Origin of the sequence: Pseudomonas yamanorum (assembly GCF_013386765.1) — a bacterium.
GTDB classification, from domain to species: Bacteria; Pseudomonadota; Gammaproteobacteria; order Pseudomonadales; family Pseudomonadaceae; genus Aquipseudomonas; species Aquipseudomonas yamanorum_A.
The window spans coordinates 21545-47805 of sequence record NZ_JACARE010000007.1; the positions used below are offsets into that span (position 1 = coordinate 21545).

Annotated in this window: 21 protein-coding genes; 18 read left to right on the forward strand and 3 right to left on the reverse strand. The window is 59.6% G+C overall.

Annotation, left to right across the window (positions count from 1 at the left end; genetic code table 11):
* Positions 1 to 103 precede the first annotated feature (103 nt).
* The 3 genes from dapC to map form a co-directional block, all read right to left on the reverse strand.
* Positions 104 to 1303 (reverse strand): succinyldiaminopimelate transaminase, encoded by a 1200-nt coding sequence (gene dapC, locus HX875_RS04470; RefSeq protein WP_177042008.1) that lies wholly within the window; start codon positions 1301 to 1303, stop codon positions 104 to 106.
* A gap of 136 nt (positions 1304 to 1439) precedes the next feature.
* The gene (locus HX875_RS04475) at positions 1440 to 4142 is read right to left on the reverse strand and encodes a [protein-PII] uridylyltransferase (RefSeq protein WP_177042009.1); all 2703 of its coding nucleotides are present in this window, start codon (positions 4140 to 4142) and stop codon (positions 1440 to 1442) included.
* A 62-nt stretch (positions 4143 to 4204) separates the two neighbouring features.
* Entirely contained in the window at positions 4205 to 4987 is a 783-nt protein-coding gene (gene map / locus HX875_RS04480; RefSeq protein ID WP_003219332.1) for a type I methionyl aminopeptidase, read from the reverse strand.
* A gap of 385 nt (positions 4988 to 5372) precedes the next feature.
* Here map and rpsB point away from each other — a divergent pair, with 385 nt between their 5' ends.
* The 18 genes from rpsB to tilS all read left to right on the forward strand — a co-directional run bounded on the left by rpsB (position 5373) and on the right by tilS (position 26207).
* The gene (rpsB, locus tag HX875_RS04485) at positions 5373 to 6110 is read left to right on the forward strand and encodes a 30S ribosomal protein S2 (protein WP_003219330.1); all 738 of its coding nucleotides are present in this window, start codon (positions 5373 to 5375) and stop codon (positions 6108 to 6110) included.
* 192 nt (positions 6111 to 6302) lie between these two features.
* The gene (gene tsf, locus HX875_RS04490; RefSeq protein ID WP_088423000.1) at positions 6303 to 7166 is read left to right on the forward strand and encodes a translation elongation factor Ts; all 864 of its coding nucleotides are present in this window, start codon (positions 6303 to 6305) and stop codon (positions 7164 to 7166) included.
* 210 nt (positions 7167 to 7376) lie between these two features.
* Positions 7377 to 8120 carry a UMP kinase gene (pyrH, locus tag HX875_RS04495; RefSeq protein WP_003219327.1) on the forward strand — a complete coding sequence of 248 codons (744 nt, stop codon included), beginning with the start codon at positions 7377 to 7379 and terminating at the stop codon, positions 8118 to 8120.
* Complete coding sequence (gene frr, locus HX875_RS04500; RefSeq protein WP_177042011.1) at positions 8117 to 8674, forward strand: ribosome recycling factor; 558 nt, start codon at positions 8117 to 8119, stop codon at positions 8672 to 8674. The genes pyrH and frr overlap by 4 nt, the downstream gene beginning before the upstream one ends.
* Positions 8675 to 8691: 17 nt before the next feature.
* Entirely contained in the window at positions 8692 to 9447 is a 756-nt protein-coding gene (gene uppS, locus HX875_RS04505; RefSeq protein WP_177042013.1) for a polyprenyl diphosphate synthase, read from the forward strand.
* Positions 9447 to 10253, forward strand: a complete 807-nt coding sequence (locus HX875_RS04510) for a phosphatidate cytidylyltransferase (protein WP_177042014.1) — start codon at positions 9447 to 9449, stop codon at positions 10251 to 10253. Before uppS ends, HX875_RS04510 begins: the two co-directional genes overlap by 1 nt.
* Positions 10250 to 11440 (forward strand): 1-deoxy-D-xylulose-5-phosphate reductoisomerase, encoded by a 1191-nt coding sequence (ispC, locus tag HX875_RS04515; RefSeq protein ID WP_177042017.1) that lies wholly within the window; start codon positions 10250 to 10252, stop codon positions 11438 to 11440. Before HX875_RS04510 ends, ispC begins: the two co-directional genes overlap by 4 nt.
* 53 nt (positions 11441 to 11493) lie before the next feature.
* Positions 11494 to 12846 (forward strand): sigma E protease regulator RseP, encoded by a 1353-nt coding sequence (gene rseP / locus HX875_RS04520; RefSeq protein ID WP_177042019.1) that lies wholly within the window; start codon positions 11494 to 11496, stop codon positions 12844 to 12846.
* Between the two features lie 74 nt (positions 12847 to 12920).
* A complete protein-coding gene (bamA, locus tag HX875_RS04525) occupies positions 12921 to 15308 on the forward strand; it encodes an outer membrane protein assembly factor BamA (protein ID WP_177042021.1) in 2388 nt (795 codons plus the stop codon).
* A gap of 45 nt (positions 15309 to 15353) precedes the next feature.
* Positions 15354 to 15857 (forward strand): OmpH family outer membrane protein, encoded by a 504-nt coding sequence (locus tag HX875_RS04530; RefSeq protein ID WP_003219314.1) that lies wholly within the window; start codon positions 15354 to 15356, stop codon positions 15855 to 15857.
* A 3-nt stretch (positions 15858 to 15860) separates the two neighbouring features.
* Positions 15861 to 16916, forward strand: coding sequence for a UDP-3-O-(3-hydroxymyristoyl)glucosamine N-acyltransferase (gene lpxD, locus HX875_RS04535; protein ID WP_177042023.1), 1056 nt, complete (start codon positions 15861 to 15863; stop codon positions 16914 to 16916).
* Between the two features lie 110 nt (positions 16917 to 17026).
* Positions 17027 to 17467, forward strand: a complete 441-nt coding sequence (gene fabZ / locus HX875_RS04540; RefSeq protein WP_003219309.1) for a 3-hydroxyacyl-ACP dehydratase FabZ — start codon at positions 17027 to 17029, stop codon at positions 17465 to 17467.
* Entirely contained in the window at positions 17464 to 18240 is a 777-nt protein-coding gene (gene lpxA, locus HX875_RS04545; RefSeq protein ID WP_177042025.1) for an acyl-ACP--UDP-N-acetylglucosamine O-acyltransferase, read from the forward strand. Before fabZ ends, lpxA begins: the two co-directional genes overlap by 4 nt.
* Positions 18241 to 18242: 2 nt before the next feature.
* A complete protein-coding gene (gene lpxB / locus HX875_RS04550; protein WP_177042027.1) occupies positions 18243 to 19382 on the forward strand; it encodes a lipid-A-disaccharide synthase in 1140 nt (379 codons plus the stop codon).
* On the forward strand, positions 19379 to 20011 hold the full coding sequence (gene rnhB / locus HX875_RS04555) for a ribonuclease HII (RefSeq protein WP_177042029.1): 633 nt from the start codon (positions 19379 to 19381) through the stop codon (positions 20009 to 20011). Before lpxB ends, rnhB begins: the two co-directional genes overlap by 4 nt.
* Before the next feature lie 76 nt (positions 20012 to 20087).
* Positions 20088 to 23609, forward strand: a complete 3522-nt coding sequence (gene dnaE / locus HX875_RS04560; protein ID WP_177042031.1) for a DNA polymerase III subunit alpha — start codon at positions 20088 to 20090, stop codon at positions 23607 to 23609.
* Between the two features lie 140 nt (positions 23610 to 23749).
* Positions 23750 to 24697 (forward strand): acetyl-CoA carboxylase carboxyltransferase subunit alpha, encoded by a 948-nt coding sequence (locus HX875_RS04565; RefSeq protein ID WP_177042033.1) that lies wholly within the window; start codon positions 23750 to 23752, stop codon positions 24695 to 24697.
* Positions 24698 to 24887: 190 nt separating this feature from the next.
* Positions 24888 to 26207 (forward strand): tRNA lysidine(34) synthetase TilS, encoded by a 1320-nt coding sequence (tilS, locus tag HX875_RS04570; RefSeq protein ID WP_177042035.1) that lies wholly within the window; start codon positions 24888 to 24890, stop codon positions 26205 to 26207.
* The last annotated feature ends 54 nt before the right edge of the window (positions 26208 to 26261 follow it).

A 26261-nucleotide genomic window follows, 5' to 3' on the forward strand; every position in this document is an offset into this window, starting at 1 on the left:
CCCCAACGCTGGCGACTTCATTCATGCAGGGAAACAGCGTCAGCCGGTTTACGACTGCTGCGCAGCCGAGCGGGAGCAAGCTCCCTCGCCACGTTCAGAGCAGTTATTTATTGCGGGTGATGAAGTCGCGAATCCGCTCGGCTGCTTCCACGCACTCGGCCAGCGGCGCAACCAGCGCCAGGCGCACACGCCCGGCGCCCGGGTTGACGCCATCGACTTCCCGGGACAGGTACGAACCCGGCACCACGGTCACGTGTTCTTCCACGAACAGGTCGCGGCAGAAGGCGGCGTCATCACCTTTAATATTCGGCCACAGGTAGAAACCGCCGTCGGGGTTTTGCACGTCCAGCACCGGCTTCAGGATCGCCAGCACGGCATCGAACTTTTCCCGGTACAGGTCACGGTTGGCCTGCACGTGGGCTTCGTCCTGCCAGGCGGCAATGCTCGCCAACTGGGTTTGCACCGGCATCGCGCAGCCGTGGTAGGTGCGGTACAGCAGGAAACCCTTGAGGATTTCGGCGTCACCAGCCACAAAGCCCGAACGCAGACCCGGCAGGTTGGAGCGCTTGGACAGGCTGTGGAACACCACGCAGCGCTTGAAGTCCTGGCGGCCCAGTTCCACGCAGGCGCTGAGCAGGCCCGGCGGCGGGGTTTGTTCGTCGAAGTACAGCTCGCTGTAGCACTCATCGGCGGCGATCACGAAGTCGTATTCGTCGGCCAGGGCGATCAGCTTTTTCAGGGTGTCGACGGGAATCAGTGCGCCGGTCGGGTTGCCAGGGGAGCACAGGAACAGGATCTGGCAGCGTTTCCAGATGTCTGGCGACACCGCGTCGAAATCCGGATTGAAGCCGTTTGCATCCAGGCACGGCAGGTAGTGCGGCTTGGCGCCGGCAAGAAAGGCCGCGCCTTCGTAGATTTGATAGAACGGGTTCGGGCTGACCACCAGTGCGTCGTCACCACGGTTGACCACGGTCTGGGTGAAGGCGAACAGCGCTTCACGGGTGCCGTTCACCGGCAGGATATTGCGCGCCGGGTCGAGCCAGCCCTTGGGCACGCTGAAGCGGCGTTCGCACCAGGTGCCAATGGCCTCGCGCAGGGCCGGGATGCCCAGGGTGGTCGGGTACACCGCCATCTGGTCCAGGTTGTTGGCCAGCGCATCGGCGACGAACTGCGGGGATTTGTGCTTCGGCTCGCCGATGGAGAGGGCGATCGGGCGTTTGTCCGGGTTCGGCGTAACACTGCCCAGCAGGACGCGCAGTTTTTCGAACGGGTAAGGCTGCAACTGGTTCAGAGCGTTGTTCATGAAGGCCTCTATCACGGGGCTCCCTGTAGGAGCTGGCTTGCCAGCGATGCAGGCACCGCGGTGTATCAGGTACGCCGAGGTGATGCCATCGCAGGCAAGCCAGCTCCTACAGGAACCGCATTTATACAGTTAAAAATCAAATCGTCAGTCTGGACATCTCGACGCCGGTCTCCTGGTTGACGCTCAACTGCTGGACGATGGCTTCCTGCAAGCGTCGGCACAGTTCAGGGTCGGAAAGCGGCTGGTTGTCGGCATCGGTAATAAAGAACACGTCTTCCACCCGTTCGCCCAGGGTCGCGATCTTGGCGTTCTGCAACGACAGGTCGAATTCCAGGAAGATCGTGCCGATCCGCGCCAACAGGCCCGGGCGGTCCGGCGCGCTGAGCTCCAGTACGGTCACCGGGCGCTGGGCGTCGTTGTGGATCGTCACCTCGGGGGCGAATGCAAAGTGCTTGAGCTGGCGCGGCACCCGGCGCTGGATGATGGTCGGGTAGTCGTCGGGGTTGCGCAGGGCGTCGGTGAGGCCTTTGCGGATCTTTTTCACCCGTTCCGGGTTGTCGCCGATGGACTCGCCTTCCGTGTCGAGCACGATGTAGGTGTCGAGGGTGAACTGGCTGCTGGAGGTGATGACCCGGGCGTCGTGAATGTTCAGGTTGAGCTGGTCCATCGCGGCCACGGTCACGGCGAAGAAGTCGTGCTGGTCGGGTGCGTAGATGAAGATCTGCGTGCCGCCCTCGAACTCGCGCTGGGTGGTTTCCTTGATCAGCACCAGCGGCCCGCCATCGGCCGGCTGCTGCAGGATCGCGTCGCTGTGCCAGGCCACGTCGCCGGCGGTGTGGCGCAGGAAGTAGTCGTCCCCCAGTTGCGACCAGAGCTGCTCGACGTCGTCCGGGTCGTTGCCGCCACGCACCAGGATATCCAGGGCTGCGCTTTGGGTGCGACGGATCTGCTCCTCGCGGTCCACCGGGTTCTCCAGGCCGCGACGCAAGGCGCGCTTGGTCTCGGTGTAGAGCTGGCGCAACAGGCTGGCGCGCCAGGAGTTCCATAGTGTCGGGTTGGTGGCGTTGATGTCGGACACCGTGAGCACGTACAGGTAGTCGAGACGGGTTTCGTCGCCGACGGCCTGGGCGAAATCATGAATCACCTGCGGGTCGGACAAGTCCTTGCGCTGGGCGGTGGTGGACATCACCAGGTGGTTTTGCACCAGCCATACGATCAGGCGGCTGTCCCACAGCGGCAACTGGTGACGCTGGCAGAACGCTTCGGCATCCACGGCGCCAATTTCCGAGTGATCGCCGTGACGGCCCTTGCCGATGTCGTGGTACAGGCCGGCGAGGTAGATCAATTCAGGCTTGGGCAAGCGCGCCATGAGCTTACTGGCCAGCGGGAATTTCTCTGACACCTGGGTGTACTGCAACTTACGCAGGTGTTTGATCAGGTTCAGGGTGTGGGCATCCACGGTATAGATGTGGAACAGGTCGTGTTGCATCTGCCCGACGATAAAGCCGAACTCCGGCAGGTAACGCCCCAGGATCCCGTAACGGTTCATGCGCCGCAGGTTGCGGTGGATACCGATCTTGCACTTGAACAGTTCGATAAACAGGCTGGTGTTGCGGATGTCGTGGCGGAAATCGTCGTCGATCAGGTGACGATTTTCCCGCAGCAGGCGAATGGTGTCGGCGCGCACACCCTTGATTTCCGGCTGTTGGGCCATCAGCACGAAGATTTCCAGCATGGCGAACGGCGTGCGTTTGAACACGTTGTCGTTGCGGGCTTCGATGTAGCCATCGTGCAACTGGAAGCGCGAGTTGATCGGCTGCGGCGGTGCTTCGTCTTCCGGGGCCAGGATCACTTCTTCGAAGTGCTGGATGATCAGGTCGCTGAGCTGGGCAATGCTCATCACCACCCGGTAATACTGCTGCATGAAGCTTTCGATGCTGGTCTTCGCGTCTTCACCTTCAAACCCCAGCAAGGTCGCGATGGAGCGCTGGTGATCGAACAGCAGGCGGTCTTCGGAGCGGCCGGCCAGCATGTGCAGCGCGTAGCGCACTTTCCAGAGGAATTCCTGGGAGGAGGCCAGCAGGGCGTTTTCGCTCTCTACCAGAAAGCCTTCCCCGGCCAGGGCCCGCAGGTTCAGGGTGCCGTACTGGCGACGGGCAACCCAGAGGATCGTCTGGATATCCCGCAGGCCGCCCGGGGAACCTTTGACGTTGGGTTCCAGGTTGTATTCGGTGTCGTTGTACTTGTGGTGCCGGGCCTTCTGCTCGGCGCGCTTGGCCAGGAAGAATTCCTTGCTCGGCCACATGTGCGCGGTGCTGGTGACTTCCAGCATGCGCTGGCGCAGGTGCTCGGGGCCGGCGATGGTGCGGCTTTCCATCAGGTTGGTGATCACCGTCAGGTCGGCGCGGGCTTCCTGGGCGCATTCGTCCACCGAGCGCACGCTTTGGCCGACCTCCAGGCCGATGTCCCACAACAGCGTCAGAAAACGCTCGATGGAGTCGCGAAAGATCTCGTGGTCGGCGCTGTCCAGCAAAATCAGCAGGTCAATGTCGGAGTAGGGGTGCAGTTCGCCCCGGCCATAGCCGCCGACGGCCACCAGGGCGATATCGGCGTCTTCGCTCCAGCTGAACTGTTCCCAGGCCTTTTGCAGGATGTTGTCGACGAACCAGGCGCGGTCCTCGATCAGCCGGCGAATGTCCCGGCCAGTGCGAAAGCGCTCGTCGAGCACCTCGCGGGCCTGACGGATGGCCTTCTTGAAGGCGGCGATGGGGCTTGCCTTCAGCGCCAGCTCCGCCTGGAACTGGCCGCGGTCAAACAGTTCGGGATCCACCTGGGGCATCGATCGGTTTTCCTATCTATCTATGGGGCACAGCGTTGCTAATCAGAAAACCGGTGCAAACATTACGCCGAAACGCGAGGAATCGTGTCGTCGGCGCGCAGGGTGAAGATCTCGTAGCCGGTGTCGGTCACCAGCAGGGTGTGTTCCCACTGGGCCGAGAGCTTGCGGTCCTTGGTGATGGCGGTCCAGCCGTCGCCCAGCACCTTGGTGTCGGCCTTGCCCTGGTTGATCATCGGCTCGATGGTGAAGGTCATGCCTGCCTTGAGCTCCATGCCGGTGCCGGCGCGGCCGTAGTGCAGGATCTGTGGCTCTTCATGGAACACCTTGCCGATGCCGTGGCCGCAGAACTCACGGACCACCGAGAAGCCGTTCTTTTCGGCGTGCTTCTGGATGATTTCACCGATGTCGCCCAGGCGGCAGCCGGGCTTGACGATTTCGATGGCCTTGTACATGCATTCCTGGGTCACTTGCGACAGGCGCTCAGCCCACACTGGCACGGTGCCGACGTGGAACATGCGGCTGGTGTCGCCGTGGTAGCCGTCCTTGATCACAGTAACGTCGATGTTCAGGGTGTCACCGTCTTTCAGGGGCTTGTCGCCGGGAATGCCGTGGCACACCACGTGGTTGATCGAGGTGCAGATCGACTTGGGGAAGCCCTTGTAGTTCAGTGGCGCCGGGATGGCTTTTTGCACATCGACAATATAGTCATGGCAGATGCGGTCCAGCGCTTCGGTGGTGACGCCGGGCTTGACGTGTTCGGCAATCATTTCCAGCACGTCGGCAGCCAGTTTGCCGGCAACGCGCATGCCTGCGATGTCTTCGGCGGTTTTGAGGGTGACGGTCATACAGGCTCTCTCTAGCGCGACGCGCTGAAATCAATACGGTTTACGGGTGTGCGACAAAAGGTTGCAGAATTCGCACAAGCCCAAAAAACGCGATTCTAGCAGACGCAGGGGTGAAACCATGAGCGTCTGGCGATCGCTTCTGTCTATAAGGATGGGGGCATTCTGGCTTTATTCAAAGGCTTAGGCAAAAGCGACAGGCGGCAAATGTGATTGCGGGTTTCGTTTTTGCAAGCTGTGTGGTATAAAATGCGCCGCTTTCCGGGGATACCCCGCAAAGCTTAAATCCACACACGTGTCGACACGATGACCTGGGTGCCGGAGGCGAATGCCGCTGGTTGGTCATTGGGATACGTGGAGGCCAAACCCGACTTATTAAGGAACTATCATGTCCCAAGTCAACATGCGCGATATGCTGAAGGCCGGTGTGCACTTCGGTCACCAGACCCGTTACTGGAACCCGAAAATGGGTAAATACATTTTCGGCGCGCGTAACAAGATCCACATCATCAACCTTGAAAAAACCCTGCCAATGTTCAACGAAGCTCTGACTTTCGTAGAGCGCCTGGCCCAGGGCAAAAACAAGATTCTGTTCGTCGGCACCAAGCGTTCCGCTGGCAAGATCGTTGCTGAAGAAGCAGCACGTTGCGGTTCGCCGTACGTCGATCACCGCTGGTTGGGCGGCATGCTGACCAACTTCAAAACCATCCGTGCTTCCATCAAGCGTCTGCGTGACCTTGAAGTGCAAGCCGAAGACGGTACTTTCGCCAAGCTGACCAAGAAAGAGGCGCTGATGCGCACTCGCGACCTGGAAAAGCTCGATCGTTCCCTGGGTGGTATCAAGGACATGGGCGGTCTGCCTGACGCACTGTTCGTTATCGACGTTGATCACGAGCGCATCGCGATCACCGAAGCCAACAAGCTGGGCATCCCGGTTATCGGCGTAGTCGATACCAACAGCAGCCCGGAAGGCGTTGACTACATCATCCCAGGCAACGATGACGCAATCCGCGCTATCCAGCTGTACATGGGTTCGATGGCTGACGCTGTAATCCGTGGCCGCAACCACGTTGCTGGCGGCACCGAGCAGTTCGTTGAAGAAGCTCCGGTAGCAGCAGCTGAGTAACTGACGCCTTGGCGTTGACTCAGTAAGCAAAAAGGGGGCTTGGCCCCCTTTTTGCCACCTCGAAAACCATTTGTCTGCAGCGCAGCTACAACATCTGTAACGTGCAGCGGCCTACAAGGGTGGTTCGGGAAGAATTGATCGCCCGTTCAATCGGGTGGAATGGTTGAAAACCTATCCAAGAGGATTTTGAAAATGGCAGAGATTACTGCAGCGTTGGTTAAAGAACTGCGTGAGCGTACCGGCGAAGGCATGATGGATTGCAAAAAGGCCTTGACCAAGGCCGGCGGCGACATCGAAAAAGCCATTGATGACATGCGTGCTTCGGGCGCCATCAAGGCTGCCAAGAAAGCAGGCAACGTTGCTGCTGAAGGCGCTATCGCTCTTAAAGAAGACGGTAAGACCGCCGTTCTGCTGGAAGTGAACTCGCAGACCGACTTCCTGGCTCTGCAGGACGACTTCAAGGCATTTGTTGCTGCAAGCGTTGAAAAAGCGTTCGCTGACAAGCTGACTGACGTCGCTCCGCTGATCGAAGCTCAAGAAGCTGCTCGCCTGGTGCTGGTCGGCAAGGTTGGCGAAAACGTCAACATCCGTCGCCTGGCTCGCGTTGAAGGTGATGTTGTCGGTGGTTACCTGCACGGTAACAAGATCGGCGTTGTGGTTGCCCTTAAAGGCGGCAACGTTGAACTGGCCAAAGACATCGCTATGCACGTAGCGGCCAGCAACCCTGAATTCCTGCTGCCATCGGAAGTGTCCGCTGAAGCAATCGAACGCGAAAAAGCCGTGTTCCTGAGCCTCAACGCTGACAAAATCGCCGGCAAGCCGGAAAACATCGTTGAAAACATGATCAAGGGCCGTATCAGCAAGTTCCTGGCTGAGGCTTCCCTGGTTGAGCAGGCGTTCGTCAAGAACCCTGAAATCAAGGTTGGCGAGCTGGCCAAGAAAGCCGGTGCTGAGATCGTTTCCTTCACCTACTACAAAGTAGGCGACGGTATCGAGAAGCCGGTCGACAACTTTGCTGAAGAAGTTGCCGCCCAGCTGGCTGCCGCCAAGCAGTAAGACAGTTTTCAACTGTCGCCCAAAAGAGGCTGCCCGCTTACGCGCGCAGCCTCTTTTCAAATGGGGTGATCAATTTTTATTGGTTTCCCTTTGGAACTGGCTTACAAAGCCGTGTTCCGATGGCGCTGTGACAGCGTCAAGCTAGAGTGAACGCAGGCCGTAAACGGCTTGCCAAGAATTTTCAAAAATACGCCGCAGGAGAGATTCGCAATGGCTCAGCAGGGCAGTGGTCATCAGGCTCGCTATAAACGCATTCTACTCAAGCTTAGCGGCGAGGCCCTGATGGGGTCGGAAGAGTTTGGGATTGATCCCAAAGTACTCGACCGCATGGCACTGGAAGTCGGCCAACTGGTCGGTATCGGTGTTCAGGTCGGTCTGGTGATCGGCGGCGGCAACCTGTTCCGTGGTGCGGCACTGAGCGCCGCTGGCATGGATCGGGTGACAGGCGACCACATGGGCATGCTGGCCACTGTGATGAACGCCCTGGCCATGCGTGACGCCCTGGAGCGCGCCAATATCACCGCGATCGTGATGTCGGCTATTTCCATGGTTGGCGTAACCGATCACTATGATCGTCGCAAAGCCATGCGTCATCTGGATGCCAAAGAGGTAGTGATTTTTGCTGCCGGTACCGGTAATCCGTTCTTCACCACCGATTCGGCTGCGTGCCTGCGTGGTATCGAGATCAACGCGGACGTGGTGCTCAAGGCCACCAAGGTTGACGGTGTTTACACTGCAGACCCATTCAAAGACCCGCATGCCGAGAAGTTCGATCATCTGACTTATGATGAAGTACTGGATCGCAAGCTGGGCGTGATGGACCTGACGGCAATTTGCTTGTGCCGCGACCACAAGATGCCGTTGCGCGTATTTAACATGAACAAGCCCGGCGCCCTGCTGAACATCGTACACGGCGGCGCGGAAGGGACTCTGATCGAGGAAATCGAACAATGATCAACGAAATCAAAAAAGACGCTCAAGAGCGCATGCACAAATCCCTGGAGTCTCTGAACCATGCATTTGGCCAGATTCGTACCGGCAAGGCCCACCCAAGCATTCTGGGCAGTGTGATGGTGCCGTACTACGGTACTGATACCTCCATCACCCAAGTGGCCAACATCACCGTAAAAGACTCCCGTACCCTGCAGGTCGTGGCGTTCGAGCGCAACATGCTCGGCGCTGTCGACAAGGCCATCCAGAGCGCCGGCTTGAACCTCAATCCGACCAACCTGGGCGAATTGCTGCTGATCTCCATGCCGGCCCTGACTGAGGAGACCCGCAAGGGCTTCACCAAGCAGGCCCGCAGCGCCGCTGAAGATGCACGTGTTGCCGTGCGCAACATCCGTCGTGATGCCTTGGGTGACCTGAAGAAACTGGTCAAGGACAAGGAAATCAGCGAAGACGAAGAGCGCCGTGCCGTTGCTGATATCGACAAGCTGACGAAAGACGCCGAGGCCCAGATCACCAAGGCCACGGAAGATAAAGAAAAGGACCTGATGGCCGTATAAAGGGTCAGGACGCCTTCATGGAAAAGACCAAGCAGACTGTGCCCTCCGTGGTGCCGCGCCATGTCGCGATCATCATGGATGGGAATAATCGCTGGGCGAAGAAGCGCTTTATGCCGGGTGTTGCCGGGCATAAAGCGGGTGTCGATGCTGTGCGTGCCGTGATCGAGGTGTGTGCCGAGGCCAAGGTCGAAGTGTTGACCTTGTTCGCGTTCTCCAGTGAAAACTGGCAGCGCCCGGCCGAGGAAGTCAGTGCCTTGATGGACCTGTTCTTCAAAGCCCTGCGTCGTGAGGCCAAGCGCCTGAACGAGAACAACATCAGCCTGCGCATCATCGGCGACCGCTCGCGGTTCCATCCAGAGTTGCAGGCGGCGATGCGCGAAGCCGAGGCAATCACTGCCGGCAGTGACCGTTTTGTGCTGCAGATTGCAGCCAACTACGGCGGCCAGTGGGATATCGCCCAGGCTGCGCAGCGTCTGGCGCGCGAAGTGCAGGCCGGCCATTTGCGTCCGGAAGACATCACGCCCGAACTGTTGCAAACCTGTCTGGTGACCGGCGACCTGCCGCTGCCCGATCTGTGCATTCGTACCGGTGGCGACCACCGCATCAGCAACTTCCTGTTGTGGCAGTTGGCCTATACCGAATTGTACTTCTCCGACCTGTTCTGGCCGGACTTCAAACACGATGCCATGCGCAACGCGCTGGCCGATTTCGCTTCCCGTCAGCGTCGCTTCGGTAAAACGAGCGAGCAGATCGAAGCTGGAGCCCGGGTTTAATGCTTAAACAACGAATCATCACGGCGCTGATCCTGCTGCCTATTGCCCTGTGCGGGTTTTTCCTGCTTGAAGGGGCGAATTTCGCGCTGTTCATCGGCCTGGTTGTGACGCTGGGTGCATGGGAGTGGGCGCGCCTGGCGGGTTTCGCCGCGCAGTTGCCTCGTGTGGTGTACGCCGCTGTCGTGGCGCTGTTGATGTTCCTGATGTACATCCTGCCGGGCGTGGCACCTTGGGTGCTGGGTGCGGCGGTGTTGTGGTGGGCGTTGGCGACGTATCTGGTGCTGACCTATCCAGGCACCAGCAGTCACTGGTCCAGTGTCGCCTGCAAGCTGGTGATCGGCCTTTTGATTCTGCTGCCTGCCTGGCAAGGCCTGGTCTACATCAAGCACATGCAGTTGGGTAACTGGCTGATCATGGCGGTGATGGTGCTGGTGTGGGGCGCCGATATCGGTGCCTACTTCTCCGGCCGTGCTTTCGGCAAGCGCAAGCTGGCGCCGGCTGTCAGCCCGGGCAAAAGCTGGGAAGGCGTGTATGGCGGCCTGGCATTGACCCTGGTGATTACGATTGTGGTCGGTGTGGTGCGCGGCTGGACCGTCAAGGAAATGCTCCTGGCCCTGGTGGGTGCGGCGGTGGTCGTGTTCATCTCGGTGGTCGGTGACCTCACCGAAAGCATGTTCAAGCGTCAGGCCGGGATCAAGGACAGCAGTAACCTGCTGCCGGGTCACGGTGGTGTGCTTGACCGTATCGACAGCCTGACGGCTGCGATCCCGATTTTTGCCGTTCTGTTGTGGATGGCTGCCTCGTGAGCCGCCTGCAACAGGTCACCGTGCTGGGGGCTACCGGCTCGGTGGGGCTCAGCACACTCGATGTGATTGCTCGTCATCCCGAGCGTTATCAAGTATTCGCATTGACCGGCTTCAGTCGCCTGAGCGAGCTGTTGGCGCTGTGTGTGCGGCACACGCCGCAATACGCAGTCGTGCCGGAAGCGGCAGCTGCGCGTGGTTTGCAGGATGACCTGCGCGCGGCGGGCCTGGCGACCCGGGTGTTGGTAGGGGAGGAGGGGTTGTGCCAGGTTTCGGCTGATCCTGATGTCGACACCGTGGTCGCCGCGATTGTCGGCGCTGCCGGTTTGCGTCCGACCCTGGCCGCCGTTGATGCAGGCAAGAAGATTCTGCTGGCCAATAAAGAAGCCCTGGTGATGTCCGGCGCGCTCTTTATGCAGGCCGTGCGCAAGAGCGGCGCCGTGCTGTTGCCGCTGGACAGCGAACACAACGCGATTTTCCAGTGCATGCCCGCTGACTTCGCCCGTGGGCTGAGCCAGGTGGGTGTGCGTCGGATTCTGCTGACAGCCTCTGGCGGTCCGTTCCGGCAGACGCCGCTGGCCGAGATGGAGCATGTTTCCCCTGACCAGGCCTGTGCTCATCCGAACTGGTCCATGGGGCGCAAGATCTCGGTGGACTCGGCAAGCATGATGAACAAGGGCCTGGAGTTGATCGAGGCCTGCTGGCTGTTTGACGCCCGGCCGGATCAGGTCGAGGTGGTGATTCACCCGCAAAGTGTGATTCATTCCCTGGTGGATTACGTGGACGGTTCGGTCTTGGCCCAGTTGGGCAACCCGGACATGCGCACGCCGATCGCCAATGCACTGGCCTGGCCGGAGCGCATTGACTCGGGTGTTGCACCCCTGGATCTGTTTGCCATTGCCCGCCTGGATTTCGAAGCGCCTGACGAGCAGCGCTTCCCTTGCCTGCGTCTTGCGCGGCAAGCTGCGGATGCGGGTAATAGTGCGCCGGCGATGCTGAATGCGGCCAACGAAGTGGCCGTGGCGGCGTTTCTTGATCGGCGCGTCCGCTTTCCGCAGATCGCGAGTATCATCGAGGACGTTTTAAGCGTTGAGCCCGTCGTCGCCGTGAATGACCTTGGCGCGGTGTTCGAGGCGGATGCCAAGGCCCGGGCCTTGGCCGAGCAATGGTTGAACCGCAATACGCGTTAGCCTTTTGGCGTGTTTGAGCCTTCAGGCACTGGATTGAAATGCGGAGAAATTAGATGAGTGCGCTCTACATGATTGTCGGCACCCTGGTTGCTCTGGGTGTGCTGGTCACCTTCCACGAGTTCGGCCATTTCTGGGTCGCGCGTCGTTGCGGCGTCAAGGTACTGCGCTTTTCCGTAGGCTTCGGCATGCCCTTGCTGCGTTGGCACGACCGTCGCGGTACCGAGTTTGTGATTGCTGCCATTCCGCTGGGCGGCTACGTCAAGATGCTCGATGAGCGTGAAGGCGAAGTGCCGGCTGATCAGTTGGACCAATCCTTTAATCGCAAGACCGTTCGTCAGCGTATTGCCATTGTGGCGGCAGGCCCGATCGCCAACTTTCTGTTGGCCATGGTGTTTTTCTGGGTCCTGGCCATGTTGGGCAGCCAGCAGGTGCGCCCGGTCATTGGTGCCGTCGAGGCGGACAGCATGGCGGCCAAGGCTGGCCTGACTGCCGGTCAAGAAATTGTCGCAGTTGATGGCGAGCCAACCACGGGTTGGGGGGCGGTCAATTTGCAGTTGGTGCGTCGCCTGGGTGAAAGCGGCATCGTCAAGTTGGTGGTGCGCGAGCCGGACTCCACGGCTGAAACGCCGCGCGAGCTGACCCTGGACCACTGGCTGAAGGGCTCCGATGAGCCTGATCCGATCAAGTCCCTGGGTATTCGCCCATGGCGCCCGGCCTTGCCGCCGGTACTCGCAGAGCTGGATCCGAAGGGGCCGGCCCAGGCCGCGGGTCTGAAAACCGGTGATCGCCTGCTGGCGCTGGATGGCCAGGCGCTCAACGATTGGCAGCAAGTGGTCGACCTGGTGCGTGTACGCCCTGATACCAAAATTGTGCTGAAAGTTGAGCGCGAGGGTGCTCAAATCGACATCCCTGTGACCCTGGCGGTTCGCGGGGAAGCCAAGGCAGCCGGGGGTTACCTGGGTGCCGGGGTCAAGGGTGTCGAGTGGCCACCTTCGATGGTGCGAGAGGTCAGTTTCGGGCCGTTGGCGGCAATTGGCGAGGGCGCGAGACGCACCTGGACCATGAGTGTGCTGACCCTCGATTCCCTCAAGAAAATGTTGTTCGGCGAGCTCTCGGTAAAAAACTTGAGTGGACCGATAACCATTGCTAAAGTGGCGGGCGCTTCTGCCCAGTCGGGCGTTGTAGATTTCCTGAATTTCCTGGCTTATCTGAGTATTAGCCTTGGGGTTCTGAATTTGTTGCCCATTCCAGTATTGGATGGGGGGCATCTGTTGTTTTATCTGGTCGAGTGGGTGCGTGGTCGCCCCTTGTCGGATCGGGTGCAGGGTTGGGGGATACAGATCGGTATCAGTTTGGTGGTCGGGGTGATGTTGTTAGCCTTGGTCAACGATCTGGGACGACTGTAACGCTTCGCTGAATTGCGAATCTGCCGCATTTTGCGGCAGTTTGTTTATTGCCAGTTGGAATAAGAAAGGACTTCATGAAACGTCTGCTGCTAACTGCGGTTCTCACCGTATTGATGATCGCCGAAGTTCACGCCGAGTCCTTCACCATCTCCGATATTCGCGTCAACGGCCTCCAGCGGGTTTCCGCGGGTAGCGTCTTTGGTGCCTTGCCGTTGAACGTCGGGGAACAGGCTGATGACCGTCGCCTGGTGGAATCCACTCGTGCGCTGTTCAAAACCGGGTTCTTTCAAGATATCCAACTGGGTCGCGAAGGTAACGTCCTCGTCATCACTGTCGTCGAGCGGCCGTCTGTCGCCAGTATCGAGATCGAAGGCAACAAGGCGATCTCCACTGAAGACTTGATGAAAGGCCTGAAGCAATCGGGCCTTGCCGAAGGCGAGATCTTCCAGCGTGCCACCCTCGAAGGCGTACGTAACGAGCTGCAACGCCAGTACGTCGCGCAGGGCCGTTACTCGGCTACTGTCGAGACCGAGGTCGTGCCGCAGCCGCGTAACCGCGTCGGCCTGAAGGTGAACATCAACGAAGGCACCGTGGCGGCCATCCAGCACATCAACGTGGTGGGTAACACCAAGTTCTCCGATGATGACCTGATCGACCTGTTCGAGCTCAAGACCACCAACTGGCTGTCGTTCTTCAAGAACGATGACAAGTACGCTCGTGAAAAACTGTCCGGTGACTTGGAGCGCCTGCGTTCCTACTACCTGGACCGTGGCTATATCAACATGGATATTGCTTCGACCCAGGTGTCCATCACCCCGGACAAGAAGCACGTCTATATCACTGTCAACGTCAACGAAGGCGAGAAGTACAAGGTTCGTGACGTCAAGCTCAGCGGCGACTTGAAAGTGCCTGAAGACCAGGTCAAGTCCCTGTTGCTGGTGCAGAAAGACCAGGTGTTCTCGCGCAAGCTGATGACCACCACGTCTGAACTGATCACCCGTCGCCTGGGTAACGAAGGCTATACCTTCGCCAACGTCAACGGCGTACCGACCCCGCATGATGAAGACCACACTGTGGACATCACCTTCGTCGTCGATCCGGGCAAGCGCGCCTACGTGAACCGCATCAACTTCCGTGGCAACACCAAGTCTGCCGACGAAGTGCTGCGCCGTGAAATGCGTCAGATGGAAGGTGGCTGGGCGTCGACTTACCTGATCGACCAGTCCAAGGTTCGCCTTGAGCGTCTGGGCTTCTTTAAAGAAGTCAACGTCGAAACCCCGGCTGTACCGGGTGTGGATGACCAGGTTGACGTGAACTACGCCGTAGAAGAGCAGGCTTCCGGTTCGATTACCGCCAGTGTCGGTTTCGCCCAGAGTGCCGGCCTGATCCTCGGTGGTTCGATCACCCAGAACAACTTCCTCGGTACCGGTAACAAGGTTTCCATCGGCCTGACCCGAAGCGAATACCAGAGCCGCTATAACTTCGGTTATGTCGACCCCTACTGGACTGCTGACGGTGTGAGCCTGGGCTACAACGCCTTCTACCGCACAACCGACTACAAAGACCTCGACGTCGACGTTGCAAGCTATGCAATCGACAGCCTGGGTGTTGGCGCCAACATTGGTTACCCGATCAGTGAGACCTCGCGTCTGACCTTCGGCCTGACTGCGCAACAAGACAAGATCAAGACCGGTGTGTACACCGTGGATGAGATCTTCAACTTCGTGCGTAAAGAAGGCGACCAGTTCCTGAACTTCAAGGCTTCGGCCGGCTGGTCGGAATCGACCCTGAACAAAGGTGTACTGGCAACCCGTGGCCATTCCCAGAGCCTGACTCTGGAAGCAACCACGCCGGGCAGCGACCTGTCGTTCTTCAAGCTCGACTACCGTGGTCAGTTGTTCCAGCCATTGAGCGAAAACTACACCATGCGCCTGCACACCGAGCTGGGTTATGGCGATGGTTATGGTTCGACCAGCGGCTTGCCGTTCTATGAGAACTACTATGCTGGTGGTTTCAACTCGGTACGTGGCTTCAAGGACAGCACCCTGGGTCCTCGTGGTACTCCAAGCCGTGGCGTGGGTGTGACCGGTAACCAAGGTACTGTGGCTGACTCGGACAACGACCCGCTGCCATTCGGTGGTAACGTTCTGATCCAGGGTGGTGCGGAGATCCTGTTCCCGCTGCCATTCGTGAAAGATCAACGTTCCCTGCGTACTTCGGTCTTCTGGGATGTGGGTAACGTGTTCGACTCCAAGTGCGAACAGGTCACCAACCCGAATGGCTCGAAGTCCAACACGCAGTGCAACGACGTAAGTCTGAGCAACCTGGCGAGTTCTGTCGGTGTGGGCGTGACCTGGGTGACGGCGCTGGGCCCGTTGAGCTTTGCTCTGGCCATGCCGATCAAGAAACCGGATAACGCTGAAACCCAGATTTTCCAATTCTCCCTCGGCCAGACGTTCTAAGCGTCTGACCCAAGATAACGACAACGGATTCTGTAGGAGTGCATCGTGCGTAAGTTGACTCAATTGGTTCTCCTGGCGACTGTCCTGGTAGCGACCCCGGCCTTTGCCGAAATGAAGATTGCTGTTCTGAACTATCAGATGGCTTTGCTGGAATCCGATGCGGCCAAGAAATACGCCGTGGATGCCGAGAAGAAATTCGGTCCGCAACTGACCAAGCTGAAAACTCTGGAAAGCAGCGCCAAGGGCATCCAGGACCGTCTGGTAGCCGGTGGCGACAAGATGCAGCAAGGCGAGCGCGAGCGTCTGGAGCTTGAATTCAAGCAAAAGGCCCGTGACTACCAGTTCCAGTCCAAGGAGCTGAACGAAGCCAAAGCTGTTGCTGACCGTGAAATGCTCAAGCAGCTCAAGCCGAAACTCGACAGCGCTGTGGAAGAAGTCATCAAGAAAGGTGCCTTTGACCTGGTATTCGAACGCGGTGCCGTCATCGACGTTAAACCTCAGTACGACATCACCCGTCAGGTGATCGAGCGCATGAATCAGCTGAAGTAAGCCATGACTGCGACTATCAAGCTCGGTCAATTGGCCGAGTTCCTGGGGGCCACCTTGCGTGGCTCCCCGGAGAAGGAAATCACTGGGCTAGCCACCTTGCAGGAGGCTGGCCCAGCTCAGTTGAGCTTCCTGGCAAACCCCCAATACCGTAAATACCTGGGCGACAGCCGTGCCGCAGCCGTGTTGCTGAAGGCCGCTGATGCCGAAGGGTTTGTAGGGGATGCGTTGGTTGTTGCCGACCCGTACCTGGCGTATGCCCGGGTTTCGCACCTGTTCGATCCAAAACCCAAGGCTGCTGCCGGTATCCATCCTACGGCGGTGATCGCCGATGACGCGCAGGTCGATCCTGCCGCGAGCATCGGTGCTTTTGTGGTGATCGAAAGTGGTGCGCGCATCGGGGCGGACGTGACGATCGGCGCGCAAAGCTTTATCGGTGCCCGTAGCGAGATTGGTGCCGGTGGCTGGCTGGCCCCGCGTGTGACTTTGTACCACGACGTACGCATTGGCGAACGTGTAGTGATTCAGTCGGGTGCCGTGATCGGTGGCGAGGGCTTCGGCTTCGCCAATTCGAAAGGTGTATGGAACAAGATTGCCCAGGTGGGCGGCGTGTTGATCGGCGATGACGTTGAAATTGGCGTCAATACCGCTGTTGACCGCGGCGCCTTGGCCGATACCGTCATAGGTAACGGCGTGAAACTGGATAACCAGATTCAGATCGCTCACAACGTGCAGATTGGCGATCACACTGCCATGGCAGCCTGCGTAGGGATTTCCGGTAGCACCAAGATTGGCAAGCATTGCATGCTCGCCGGCGGTGTTGGCCTGGTAGGTCATATCGAAGTGTGCGACAACGTATTCATCACCGGCATGACCATGGTGACCCATTCGATTACCGAACCTGGGGCCTATTCATCCGGTACGGCCATGCAGCCTGCGGCCGAATGGCGCAAGAGCGCGGCGCGTCTGAGGCAGCTCGACGACATCGCTCGGCGCCTGAAACATCTGGAAAAGCGTGTTGGGGACGTGACCCCTGGCGGTAATGCTTCATCAGATGGCTGATACCATTTCCATATCAAGTGTGCACAGCCGCTAGACTGCCTCCTTGATTTGCTAGAGGGGCGTGCCTTAGTCCGCACGCTCCCAATCTTTATTACAGGCTTCCCCCCGAAATGATGGACATCAACGAGATTCGCGAATACCTGCCTCACCGTTATCCGTTCCTGCTGGTGGACCGGGTGACGGACCTCAATGTTGAGGAAAAGCGCATTCGTGCCTACAAGAATGTCAGCATCAACGAACCGTTCTTCAACGGTCACTTCCCTGCGCATCCCATCATGCCAGGCGTCTTGATCATCGAAGCAATGGCCCAGGCTGCCGGTATCCTTGGTTTCAAAATGCTCGACCTGAAGCCTGCCGATGGCACGCTTTACTATTTCGTGGGCTCCGACAAACTGCGCTTCCGCAACCCGGTCACCCCGGGCGATCAGTTGATCCTGGAAGCCAAGTTCATCAGCTGCAAGCGCCAGATCTGGAAGTTCGAATGCCAGGCCTCGGTCGACGGCAAGCCGGTGTGCTCGGCTGAAATCATCTGTGCGGAACGCAAACTATGAGTTTGATTGACCCTCGCGCAATCATCGATCCGACGGCCGTGTTGGCCGCCGACGTTGAGGTCGGCCCTTGGTCGATCGTCGGCGCAGGTGTGGAAATCGGCGAGGGGACAGTCATCGGGCCGCACGTGATCCTCAAAGGCCCGACGCGGATTGGCAAACACAACCGCATCTATCAGTTTTCATCGATAGGCGAAGACACCCCGGACATGAAGTACAAGGGTGAAGAAACGCGCCTGGTAATCGGTGATCACAACATCATCCGTGAAGGCGTGACCATTCACCGCGGCACCGTCCAGGACCGCGCAGAGACCACCCTGGGCGATCACAACCTGGTGATGGCCTATGCGCACATCGGCCATGACAGCGTGATCGGCAACCACTGCATCCTGGTCAACAACACTGCGTTGGCTGGCCACGTGCACGTTGATGACTGGGCGATCCTGTCCGGCTTCACCCTGGTGCATCAGTACTGCCATATCGGCGCCCATAGTTTTTCAGGCATGGGTACCGCGATTGGCAAGGACGTTCCGGCGTTTGTCACGGTATTCGGCAACCCGGCAGAAGCCCGCAGCATGAACTTCGAAGGCATGCGCCGTCGTGGCTTCAGCGAAGACGCGATCCATGCCCTGCGCCGTGCCTACAAAGTGGTTTACCGCCAGGGGCTGACGGTGGACCAGGCCTTGACCGAACTGACGGAGCCGGCCGCGCTGTTTCCCGAAGTTGCGACATTCCGTGACTCGATCCAGTCGTCGACTCGCGGCATCACCCGCTGATCATGGCCAAGCTGCGTATAGCGTTGGTGGCCGGAGAAGCTTCCGGCGATATTCTCGGTGCAGGCCTGATGCGAGCCCTCAAGGCCCAGCATCCTGCGGTTGAATTCATCGGTGTCGGCGGTCCGCTGATGCAGGCTGAAGGCCTGACGTCCTACTTTCCCATGGAACGCTTGTCGGTCATGGGGCTGGTGGAGGTACTGGGCCGCTTGCGCGAGCTGCTGGCCCGCCGCAAGAAACTGATCCAGACCCTGATCGAAGAAAAGCCCGACGTCTTTATCGGAATCGACGCTCCGGACTTCACCCTCAATATCGAACTCAAGTTGCGTCAGGCCGGGATCAAGACCGTGCATTACGTCAGCCCGTCCGTGTGGGCGTGGCGGCAAAAGCGCGTGCTGAAGATCCGCGAAGGCTGCGACCTGATGCTGACCCTGCTGCCGTTCGAGGCCCGGTTCTACGAAGAGAAGGGCGTACCGGTGCGGTTTGTCGGCCATACCCTGGCCGACACCATTCCGCTCCAGGCCGACCGCGCTGCCGCTCGCGCCGAGCTGGGCTTGCCTGACGGGCCGTTGGTGGCCTTGATGCCGGGTAGCCGTGGCGGTGAAGTCGGTCGTCTTGGCGCACTGTTTTTTGATGCCGCCGAACGCCTGCAAGCCTTGAAGCCGGGCGTACGCTTCGTATTGCCGTGCGCGAGCCCTCAGCGCCGTGTGCAAATTGAAGAATTGTTGGTAGGGCGCAACTTGCCGTTGACCCTGCTCGACGGCGGCTCGCACCTGGCCCTGGCGGCGTGCGATGCAGTGTTGATCGCCTCCGGCACCGCGACCCTGGAGGCCTTGCTCTACAAGCGCCCGATGGTCGTGGCCTATCGCCTGGCGCCGCTGACCTACTGGATTCTCAAGCGTATGGTCAAAAGCCCCTACATCTCCCTGCCCAATTTGCTGGCCCAGCGTCTGCTGGTACCCGAATTGCTGCAGGACGATGCGACGCCTGAAGCCCTGGCACAAACCCTTTTCCCGCTGATCGACGGCGGCGAAGAACAGACCCGTGGTTTCGACGAGATTCACCGTACCTTGCGCCGCGATGCGTCGAACCAGGCGGCGGATGCGGTGCTGACCTTGATCGGCCATAAACAGGAAGCCCTATGAAGACGCAGATGGGCCTGGATTTCAGCCTAGTAGCCGATGCCCTTGATCTGGTGGCCGGTGTTGACGAAGTCGGTCGTGGCCCGCTGTGTGGCGCGGTCGTCACGGCCGCGGTGATTCTCGATCCGAACCGCCCGATCCTCGGCCTCAACGACTCGAAGAAACTCACCGAAGCCCGTCGCGAAAAGCTCTTTGACGAGATCTGTGAGAAAGCCCTGAGCTGGCACATCGCCCGGGCTGAAGTCGAAGAAATCGACAAATTGAATATCCTGCACGCCACCATGCTGGCCATGCAGCGCGCCATTGAGGGCCTGCACATCACGCCAAAAATGGCGATGATCGACGGCAACCGCTGCCCCAAGCTGACCATGCCGGCGGAAGCGGTGGTCAAGGGTGACAGCAAGGTGCCGGCGATTGCCGCCGCCTCGATCCTCGCCAAAGTCAGCCGTGATCGTGAAATGGCAGCGTTCGAATTGATCTATCCCGGCTACGGGATGGGTGGACATAAGGGCTACCCGACGCCCGTTCATCTGGAAGCTCTGGCTCGTCTTGGCCCGACCCCGATCCACCGACGCTCGTTCGCCCCGGTTCGCCAGGCTTACGAGGCGCGGGAAAGCCTGATCGAGGTTTAGCAGCAAGGCTGATGTTTTTGCCAAGGCCCGGTACAATCCGGGCCTTGTTGTCTCCACGTTTTTAGACAGGATCACTATGCCGGCTTCATTCGTTCACCTGCGCCTGCACACTGAATACTCCCTGGTCGACGGCCTGGTACGGATCAAACCCCTGGTCAAGACCCTGGTGGGCATGAACATGCCCGCCGTGGCGGTGACCGACCAGAACAACATGTGTTCCCTGGTCAAGTTCTACAAGGCCGCCATGGGCGCCGGCATCAAGCCGATCTGCGGCGCCGACCTGTGGCTGTCCAACAAAGACCCCGATAACCCACTGAGCCGCATCAGCCTGCTGGCGATGAACGGCGTTGGTTATCGCAACCTCACCGAACTGATTTCCCGCGGTTTTATCGACGGCCAGCGCAACGGCTCGATCATCATCGAGCGTGAATGGGTGGCCGAAGCCAGCGAAGGGCTGATCATGCTCTCGGCGGCCAAAGAGGGTGAAATCGGTATCGCGTTGTTGGGCGGCAATCCTCACGAGGCCGAAGTGCTCGCCCGTGAATGGATGGACGTGTTCCCCGACCGCTTCTACCTGGAAATCCAGCGCACCAATCGCCCCAATGATGAAGAGCAGTTGCACGCCGCCGTGGCCCTGGCTGAAAAGCTCGGCGCGCCGCTGGTGGCGACCAACGATGTGCGCTTTATCAAGAAGGAAGACTTCGAGGCCCACGAAACTCGCGTCTGTATTGGCGAAGGCCGGGCGCTGGACGATCCGCGCCGCTCGAAAAACTACAGCGAAGAGCAGTACCTCAAAAGCGCCGATGAAATGGCCGAGTTGTTCAGCGACCTCCCCGAGGCCCTGGAAAACTCCGTCGAAATCGCCAAGCGCTGCAATATTGAAGTGAAGCTGGGCAAGCACTTTCTGCCCAACTTCCCGATTCCCGATGGCATGACCATCGACGAGTATTTCCGCAAGGTATCCTTCGACGGTCTGGAGGAGCGCCTGAGCGTCCTGCTGCCCAAGGACACCACTGAAGATTATGAAGCCAAGCGCCAGGTCTACGTCGATCGGCTGAATTTCGAGCTGGATATCATCATCCAGATGGGGTTCCCCGGTTACTTCCTGATCGTAATGGACTTTATCCAGTGGGCCAAAAGCAACGGCGTGCCGGTGGGCCCAGGCCGTGGATCGGGTGCCGGGTCGCTGGTGGCCTATGTGCAGAAGATCACCGACCTCGACCCGCTGGAATATGACCTGCTGTTCGAACGGTTCCTTAACCCGGAACGGGTATCGATGCCCGACTTCGACGTCGACTTCTGCATGGACGGTCGCGACCGGGTAATCGAATACGTAGCCGAGAAGTACGGTCGCAACGCTGTAAGCCAGATCATCACCTTCGGTTCCATGGCGGCCAAAGCGGTAATCCGCGACGTGGCCCGGGTGCAGGGCAAGTCCTACGGCCTGGCTGACCGCCTGTCGAAGATGATCCCGTTTGAAGTCGGCATGACCCTGGAAAAAGCCTACGAGCAAGAAGAAATCCTGCGGGACTTCATCAAGGTCGATGAAGAAGCGGCTGAAATCTGGGACATGGCGCGCAAACTTGAAGGCGTGGTGCGGAACGTCGGTAAACACGCCGGTGGTGTAGTAATCGCTCCTACCAAGCTGACGGACTTTTCGCCGATCTATTGCGATGAAGAAGGCGACGGCCTGGTAACCCAGTTCGACAAGGACGACGTGGAGGCGGCCGGCCTGGTGAAGTTCGACTTCCTCGGCCTGCGTACCCTGACGATCATCGACTGGGCGCTGAAGACCATCAACCGCGAGCGCGCCAAGATCGATGAGCCGCCGCTGGATATCGCGTTTATCCCGCTGGACGACAAGCCGACGTACCAGTTGCTGCAAAAAGCCGAAACCACGGCCGTGTTCCAGCTTGAATCCCGCGGCATGAAAGAGCTGATCAAAAAGCTCAAGCCCGACTGCCTGGAAGACTTGATCGCACTGGTGGCCCTGTTCCGTCCGGGCCCGCTGCAATCGGGCATGGTGGATGACTTCATCAACCGTAAGCACGGGCGTGCCGAACTGGCTTACCCGCACTCCGATTACCAGTACGAAGGGCTCAAGCCCGTACTGGCACCGACCTACGGCATCATCCTGTATCAAGAACAGGTGATGCAGATTGCCCAGGTGATGGCCGGCTACACCCTGGGTGGCGCCGACATGCTGCGTCGGGCCATGGGTAAGAAAAAACCCGAGGAAATGGCCAAGCAGCGCGGCGGTTTCATTGAAGGTTGCGCCACCAACAATATCGACGCTGACCTTGCCGGTAACATCTTCGACCTGGTGGAGAAATTCGCCGGTTACGGCTTCAACAAGTCCCACTCCGCCGCCTATGGCCTGGTTTCCTACCAGACCGCGTGGCTGAAGGCTCACTACCCGGCGCCGTTCATGGCCGCGGTACTGTCTGCGGATATGCACAACACCGACAAGGTCGTGACCTTGATCGAGGAAGTGCGCACCATGAAGCTGCGCCTCGACGCGCCGGACGTGAACACCTCCGAGTTCAAGTTCACGGTGAACGACGAAGGCCGCATCATTTATGGCCTCGGCGCGATCAAGGGCGTGGGCGAAGGCCCGGTGGAGGCGATTACCGAAGCGCGCCAGGACGGGCCGTTCAAGGACCTGTTCGACTTCTGCGCCCGGGTCGACCTCAAGCGCATCAACAAACGTACCCTGGACGGCCTGATTCGCAGCGGCGCCCTGGATCGCCTGGGCCCGTACTTCCATGATGAGCCGAAGGCATACCAGGCCAACATCGACCGCAACCGCGCGGTGTTGCTGACTGCCATGGAAGAAGCGATCAAGGCTGCCGAGCAGACTGCCCGCACCCACGACAGTGGCCACGCCGACCTGTTTGGCGGGCTGTTCGTCGAAGCAGACGCCGACGTCTACGCCAACCATCGCAAGGCCAAGGACCTGACCCTCAAGGAACGCCTCAAGGGCGAGAAAGACACCCTGGGCCTGTACCTCACCGGTCACCCGATTGATGAGTACGAAGGTGAGATCCGGCGGTTCGCCCGTCAGCGCATCATCGACCTGAAGCCGGCGCGGGATACCCAGACCGTCGCGGGTATGATCATCGCCCTGCGGGTGATGAAGAACAAAAAGGGCGACAAGATGGGGTTCATCACCCTTGACGACCGCTCGGGCCGGATCGAAGCTTCGTTGTTCGCCGATGCGTTCCACTCCGCCCAGTCGCTGCTGCAGACCGACGCCATGGTGGTGGTGGAAGGGGAGGTCAGCAACGACGACTTCTCCGGCGGCCTGCGCCTGCGGATCAAACGCGTGATGAGCATGGAAGATGCCCGCACCAACCTGGCCGAAAGCCTGCGCCTGAAGGTCAAGACCGATGCGCTCAAAGGCGATCAGCTACGCTGGTTGGGCGACTTGCTTAAACGCCACCGTGGCGCCTGCCCGGTGACCATGGAATACACCCGCGACGATGCCAAGGCGATGTTGCAGTTTGGTGAGACGTGGCGAATTGATCCCGCTGATGGCTTGATTCAAGCATTGCGTGACCAGTTCGGGCGTGACAACGTCTTCCTCCAATACCGTTGATGGGTCAGGCGGTACCAAGAACGCCTGATCTCGACCCAATATTTAATCTCGACCTAAACACGCCTCTCCCTTAAGGTAGGGCGCGAATAGACAACCGGCTGGCCAGGCACTCCCTGGCCGTCGACCCAAGACGGACGCTTATGAACCCGAATTTTCTTGATTTCGAACAGCCGATCGCTGACCTGCAAGCCAAGATCGAAGAACTGCGCCTGGTCGGCAATGACAATTCGCTGAATATCGGCGATGAAATCGCTCGCCTGCAAGACAAGAGCAGCACGCTCACCGAAGACATCTTCGGCAAGCTGACCAGCTGGCAGATCGCGCGCCTGGCCCGCCACCCGCGCCGTCCGTACACCCTGGACTACATCGAACACATCTTCACCGAGTTCGATGAGCTGCACGGCGACCGTCATTTCTCCGACGACGCGGCCATCGTGGGCGGTATCGCCCGCCTGGACGACCAGCCGGTGATGGTGATCGGTCACCAGAAAGGCCGTGAAGTGCGCGAGAAGGTTCGCCGCAACTTCGGCATGCCGCGCCCCGAAGGCTACCGCAAGGCTTGCCGCCTGATGGAAATGGCCGAGCGCTTCAAGATGCCGATCCTGACCTTCATCGACACCCCGGGCGCCTACCCAGGTATCGACGCTGAAGAGCGCAACCAGAGCGAGGCGATTGCCTGGAACCTGCGGGTGATGGCGCGTCTGAAGACGCCGATCATCGCGACCGTGATCGGTGAAGGCGGTTCCGGCGGCGCACTGGCCATTGGCGTCTGCGACCAGCTGAACATGCTGCAATATTCGACCTATGCGGTGATCTCGCCGGAAGGTTGCGCCTCGATCCTGTGGAAAACCGCCGAGAAAGCACCGGACGCTGCCGAAGCCATGGGCATCACCGCTGATCGCCTGAAAGGCCTGGGCATCGTGGACAAAGTGATCGCCGAGCCATTGGGCGGCGCCCACCGTGACCCGGCTGCCGCGGCCGCGACCATTCGTGCCGAACTCGGCTCGCAACTGGCGATGCTCAAGAAGTTCGACAACGAGGCGCTGCTGGCCCGTCGTTACGAGCGACTGATGAGCTACGGTCTCTAAGTCGACGCCGTATTAAATGTGGGAGCGGGCTTGTGTGGGAGCTGGCTTGCCTGCGATGGCATCAACTCGGTGCAATAGATAAACCTAGTTGTTTGCATCGCGGGCAAGCCCGGCTCCCACACAAGCCAGCTCCCACATTTGCTTTGTGTATGCTGGGTTGTCGCATTCCAGATTGATGGCGTTCTTTGCTATGAAGCCCACCTTAACCGCCAAACTTCTGCAAACCCTTCCCCCCTGGCGCAACGCCCCGGCCTGGCATATCGCGTTCTCCGGCGGTCTCGACTCCACCGTCCTGCTGCACCTTCTGGCCACTCTGGCCAAAACTGACAAACTTCCGCCACTCAGTGCGCTGCATGTTCATCATGGGCTGCAAGCTGCGGCTGACGCGTGGCCGGCTCATTGCCAGGCCGTGTGTGACGCCCTGGGCGTGCCCCTGCGGGTGATCCGTGTGCAGGTGCAACAAGGCGCAAGCCTGGAGCGTGCCGCCCGTGAGGCGCGGTATCAGGCGTTTGCCGAGGTCACCGGGGCAGGGGAGTTGCTGATCACCGGCCAGCACCGCGACGATCAGGCCGAAACCTTGCTGTTTCGCTTGTTACGTGGGGCTGGTGTACGTGGGCTGGCGGCAATGCCCGCGCAACGTCCGTTGGCGGGCGGATATCTGGTTCGCCCCTTGCTGGCGGTATCCCGCGCCGATCTGGAAGCCTACGCCCGCGAGCAGGACTTAACCTGGATCGAAGACCCGTCCAACGCCGATCCGCGTTTCTCGCGCAATTACCTGCGCCACCATGTTTTCCCGCAGCTTGCCAAGCGTTGGCCTCAGGCCGTCAGCACCATGGCCCGCAGCGCCGAACACTTGAGCGAAGCCCAGGGCCTGCTCGACGAACTGGCACAAATGGACCTGCTTGCCGCGAGCCGACTCTCGGCGTTTCCCTGGCTGGCGTTGCCCTCGCTGACCCTTGAGCCGCTTGCCGCGCTCTCCGAGGCCCGCCAGCGCAACGCACTCATGCACTGGCTGACACCGCTGACACGCTTGCCCGACAGCGAACACTGGGCCGGTTGGTCGACCTTGCGCGACGCCAGGGAAGACGCACAGCCCCTGTGGCGCCTGGCCGACGGTGAATTGCACCGCTGTGCCGGGCAGATCTGGTGGTTACCCGCCAGTTGGTCGGAATTTTCTGACGCGCCGGTGAACTGGTCACACCCGCAAAACCCACTACAGTTACCCGGTAACGGCCAACTGCATTTCAGTGGCAGCGCACCTGAGAGCCCCTTGAGCATCCGTTATCGCCAGGGCGGCGAAATCATGGAATTGCCAGGCCGGGGCCGGCGAGACCTGAAGCGGTTGCTTAACGAAAGTGCAATACCAGGCTTCATCCGTGGCAGATTGCCGCTGCTGTATCAGGGCCAACAATTGCTGGCTGTGGCCAACCTGCCGGGGCTTGCGACAGGTGGCGGTACCGGCTGGCAATTACATTGGATACCACCAACCTGCGATCAAGGTTTGAGCTGATAGAGCCTTTCCGGTAGACTACGCTCCCTTCTTGATACAACTTCTGTGGATTCG

What these genes read in the sequence shown, in the direction of transcription:
- dapC (WP_177042008.1), bottom strand. Translation starts at nt 1,303, where the DNA reads ATGAACAACGCTCTGAACCAGTTGCAGCCTTACCCGTTCGAAAAACTG.
- uppS (WP_177042013.1), top strand. Translation starts at nt 8,692, where the DNA reads ATGGAAAAGACCAAGCAGACTGTGCCCTCCGTGGTGCCGCGCCATGTC.
- rnhB (WP_177042029.1), top strand. Translation starts at nt 19,379, where the DNA reads ATGAAGACGCAGATGGGCCTGGATTTCAGCCTAGTAGCCGATGCCCTT.
- tsf (WP_088423000.1), top strand. Translation starts at nt 6,303, where the DNA reads ATGGCAGAGATTACTGCAGCGTTGGTTAAAGAACTGCGTGAGCGTACC.
- HX875_RS04475 (WP_177042009.1), bottom strand. Translation starts at nt 4,142, where the DNA reads ATGCCCCAGGTGGATCCCGAACTGTTTGACCGCGGCCAGTTCCAGGCG.
- frr (WP_177042011.1), top strand. Translation starts at nt 8,117, where the DNA reads ATGATCAACGAAATCAAAAAAGACGCTCAAGAGCGCATGCACAAATCC.
- pyrH (WP_003219327.1), top strand. Translation starts at nt 7,377, where the DNA reads ATGGCTCAGCAGGGCAGTGGTCATCAGGCTCGCTATAAACGCATTCTA.
- bamA (WP_177042021.1), top strand. Translation starts at nt 12,921, where the DNA reads ATGAAACGTCTGCTGCTAACTGCGGTTCTCACCGTATTGATGATCGCC.
- HX875_RS04510 (WP_177042014.1), top strand. Translation starts at nt 9,447, where the DNA reads ATGCTTAAACAACGAATCATCACGGCGCTGATCCTGCTGCCTATTGCC.
- rseP (WP_177042019.1), top strand. Translation starts at nt 11,494, where the DNA reads ATGAGTGCGCTCTACATGATTGTCGGCACCCTGGTTGCTCTGGGTGTG.
- tilS (WP_177042035.1), top strand. Translation starts at nt 24,888, where the DNA reads ATGAAGCCCACCTTAACCGCCAAACTTCTGCAAACCCTTCCCCCCTGG.
- lpxA (WP_177042025.1), top strand. Translation starts at nt 17,464, where the DNA reads ATGAGTTTGATTGACCCTCGCGCAATCATCGATCCGACGGCCGTGTTG.
- dnaE (WP_177042031.1), top strand. Translation starts at nt 20,088, where the DNA reads ATGCCGGCTTCATTCGTTCACCTGCGCCTGCACACTGAATACTCCCTG.
- lpxB (WP_177042027.1), top strand. Translation starts at nt 18,243, where the DNA reads ATGGCCAAGCTGCGTATAGCGTTGGTGGCCGGAGAAGCTTCCGGCGAT.
- fabZ (WP_003219309.1), top strand. Translation starts at nt 17,027, where the DNA reads ATGATGGACATCAACGAGATTCGCGAATACCTGCCTCACCGTTATCCG.
- HX875_RS04565 (WP_177042033.1), top strand. Translation starts at nt 23,750, where the DNA reads ATGAACCCGAATTTTCTTGATTTCGAACAGCCGATCGCTGACCTGCAA.
- rpsB (WP_003219330.1), top strand. Translation starts at nt 5,373, where the DNA reads ATGTCCCAAGTCAACATGCGCGATATGCTGAAGGCCGGTGTGCACTTC.
- lpxD (WP_177042023.1), top strand. Translation starts at nt 15,861, where the DNA reads ATGACTGCGACTATCAAGCTCGGTCAATTGGCCGAGTTCCTGGGGGCC.
- map (WP_003219332.1), bottom strand. Translation starts at nt 4,987, where the DNA reads ATGACCGTCACCCTCAAAACCGCCGAAGACATCGCAGGCATGCGCGTT.